The organism is uncultured Mucilaginibacter sp. (assembly GCF_903913935.1).
Taxonomy (GTDB): Bacteria; Bacteroidota; Bacteroidia; order Sphingobacteriales; family Sphingobacteriaceae; genus Mucilaginibacter.
Map to the genome: position 1 here is coordinate 1 of NZ_CAIWNH010000521.1, position 2,587 is coordinate 2,587.

The window sequence follows — 2,587 nt, forward strand, 5'->3', positions numbered from 1 at the left end:
AACCCTGATGAAATTTGGAGCAATAGGGTAAAAGACAAATTATCCAACATCTATCTTAAATATTACGATGGCGCACCAATCGCGCTGGTAGTTGATGCCGAAAAATCATTGAGGGCTGTAACGCTTTACGAAGTTAAAAAAGGCGGCCAAATAAATTACAAGGCTTTGCAGAATATGCGTAAGGGTATATTAAAATACAAAAACCGCTAATGTTTCCCCGATACTGGCTGTTTAGGCCCCGGTTAACATTAACGGCAATCCTGTACATAGCGGGGTTTACCGCTGGAGGTGAGATACAAAGATAATGGATAGTTCACAATTTGGAAAGTTTAATTCAGGGGTAGCTAAAAAACTTAATTCCTATTTTAATGATAGGGCACCTGCGATGGTAGTCAGGGAAACGCTCCGCTTTATAAACGCCAACTTTCAAAAGCAGGGCTGGCAGGGTGCGACTTTTCAACCATGGAAAAAAAACATCAAAGGCACACGCATTTTATTTAAAAGTGGCGATTTGATGCGGGGCTTTAACTACGAATTAAAGGGCAATGGAGAGATTTTATTTTATAATAACATCAAGTATGCCCGTGTACATAACGAGGGCTTTAACGGCCAGGTTACAGTGCCTGCTCATACAAGGTCAAGGTATTTGAAAGTAAAATCTTCATTAACTAAGATTGGCAAAAGTAAGGTACGGGAATTTACTCGAACAATGAAGATAGATCAAAGGCAGTTTGCCCCAACACAAACCAGCCCCAGCCCGATACTGGAAGCTGATATAGTAAAATGGCTAACAAAAGATATAGCCGTAATTTTTAACTCATGAGCGATATAATAATGGATGCCATTTTGGCGAATGTTTTTTTAGCGGTACAGGCACGGCTTGCCACGCTTCCCGAATTGAAGTTTATTGACCAGGACTTAGGGCAATTGGAGTTTGACGAAAAGGAGAGCCCGGTTAAATTCCCCTGTGCATTGTTTGACCCAATAGAGATCAGGTACACCGATAATTCAACAAACAGCCAGCAGGGCGAAGCGGTGCTGGAGGTACGGTTAGGGGTTACGGCCTACGCTGCGGCCACTCATTACTATGCCAACAATAGCCATAAAGTAAACGCGCTGGGATATTATAATTTAGAACACCGGGTAAATAAAGTATTACACGGTTGGAGCGATGACCAATACTTTAACCCGCTTAGCCGCGTCAGCGCCAAAACCGAAAGGAGAAAGGACAATGTAAGGGTTAGGGTTTTACACTATGCCTTCGGCTTTAAAGATAATACCGCTATGGCTGTTACCATACCGACACCTGCGCCTGATCTGGTTATAAACATTCAGGACGCATAAAACATAAAAGCCGCTTAGTTAAGCGGCTTTTATGTTTTATGCTAATTACGATATACCGAACTATCTTTCCCGTTAACAAGTATCAAATTAAACGGCTTCCAATCAAATTTTAACTTATCTACAGTATTCGTGATAATTTTGGTTTGACTTGCATCATAAGGGTTATAACTATATCTAAAAGTAATGGTTTTACTTTCTCCGTTTTTTATATCCCTATCATCCTGAATCCTAAAACCGCCCAAACTTTCACCAAAAACATCCTTAACATTCAATATGCCCCGGTACGCCTTCAAATTCATTCCCGAAACGTTTTTTATAGCACACCTGAAACCAAATTGCCGGATATAGTTGACCGTAGTATCCTTAATAGCAATGACTTTAAGATCAATACAAGGTGCGTTATCTTGTTTATTATTCGTGCAAGAAGCAACCAATACAATGAAAACAAGTAGTAATTTTTTCATGTTTAAATTTTGTTTAGGATTAATTTCTATCTGCATCAGTTGTTAGCGGGATCACTTTTTTACAGGCGCCGCATGTGCCTCCTTTTTTTGAGCAATATTTACAATACTTGCAGTTTTTACAGGCATGGCATGGGTATTTGCCGGTGCACGTAGGCCAGCGCCTAAAGTGATGGGTTGTTTGTCCGCTTACGCTGATCGCACAGCATACTAAAATTAAGATCAAGGTTTTTTTCATACCCCAAAGCTAAAATAAAAAAGCCGCCTTTCAGCAGCTACCTTTAAACCTTTCGCCTTTACCCTTTCACCTCAAATCAATACCAATTAAAGTAAGGGAACTTCTTTTGCAAAACCTTTCGGTCCGTGTTAGCTTTTTTAAGCTGGGAGAGGCTATCACGTTCAAGCATTATAAGCTGTGCTATCCGCAGTTCACTTAGGTTAAATTCTACGTTTAAAATTTCAAGGCAGCGCTCATATTTAAGGCCTACAAGCGTAAAGTGATAATAAAAGCGGCATGCAATTTTATAATTACGATCAACGGTATAACCACCTTTTAAATGCTTAACCGCTTTTTTGTTTACATCCTCACTAAGTATTGCTGAAATAAGTTGCTGTCCGAGTGCCATAGAATAAATAGGTACTGTAAAAATACCAATGCAAAACAACACCATCAAAAAAAAGCCGTACACATAAACATAAAAAAAGCCCCTTTAAAGCGGCTTTAAATATTGTTTAAACTACACAAAACACACCTGAACAGTAGGGGGTATTTGCATTTTTAC

The 2,587-nt window shown here is 39.5% G+C and carries 5 protein-coding genes; 3 read left to right on the forward strand and 2 right to left on the reverse strand.

Features of this window, described 5'->3' with window-relative positions; translation table 11 throughout:
- The 3 genes from QZY09_RS21000 to QZY09_RS21010 form a co-directional block, all read left to right on the forward strand.
- A partial coding sequence (locus tag QZY09_RS21000; protein WP_295675732.1) for a PBECR2 nuclease fold domain-containing protein occupies positions 1–210 on the forward strand: 210 nt, incomplete at its 5' end.
- Positions 211–304: 94 nt separating this feature from the next.
- Positions 305–823 carry a hypothetical protein gene (locus QZY09_RS21005; protein WP_295675733.1) on the forward strand — a complete coding sequence of 173 codons (519 nt, stop codon included), beginning with the start codon at positions 305–307 and terminating at the stop codon, positions 821–823.
- A complete protein-coding gene (locus tag QZY09_RS21010) occupies positions 820–1,344 on the forward strand; it encodes a hypothetical protein (protein WP_295675735.1) in 525 nt (174 codons plus the stop codon). The genes QZY09_RS21005 and QZY09_RS21010 overlap by 4 nt, the downstream gene beginning before the upstream one ends.
- Positions 1,345–1,385: 41 nt before the next feature.
- Here the strand turns inward: QZY09_RS21010 and QZY09_RS21015 are convergent, their stop codons facing one another.
- Complete coding sequence (locus QZY09_RS21015) at positions 1,386–1,844, reverse strand: hypothetical protein (RefSeq protein WP_295675737.1); 459 nt, start codon at positions 1,842–1,844, stop codon at positions 1,386–1,388.
- Positions 1,845–2,119: 275 nt separating this feature from the next.
- Entirely contained in the window at positions 2,120–2,431 is a 312-nt protein-coding gene (locus QZY09_RS21020) for a hypothetical protein (protein WP_295675740.1), read from the reverse strand.
- Between the last annotated feature and the right edge of the window lie 156 nt (positions 2,432–2,587).

Excerpts from the sequence above, each read along its gene's own strand:
- QZY09_RS21020 (WP_295675740.1), bottom strand. The coding sequence starts at position 2,431 with ATGGCACTCGGACAGCAACTTATTTCAGCAATACTTAGTGAGGATGTA.
- QZY09_RS21015 (WP_295675737.1), bottom strand. The coding sequence starts at position 1,844 with ATGCAGATAGAAATTAATCCTAAACAAAATTTAAACATGAAAAAATTA.
- QZY09_RS21005 (WP_295675733.1), top strand. The coding sequence starts at position 305 with ATGGATAGTTCACAATTTGGAAAGTTTAATTCAGGGGTAGCTAAAAAA.
- QZY09_RS21010 (WP_295675735.1), top strand. The coding sequence starts at position 820 with ATGAGCGATATAATAATGGATGCCATTTTGGCGAATGTTTTTTTAGCG.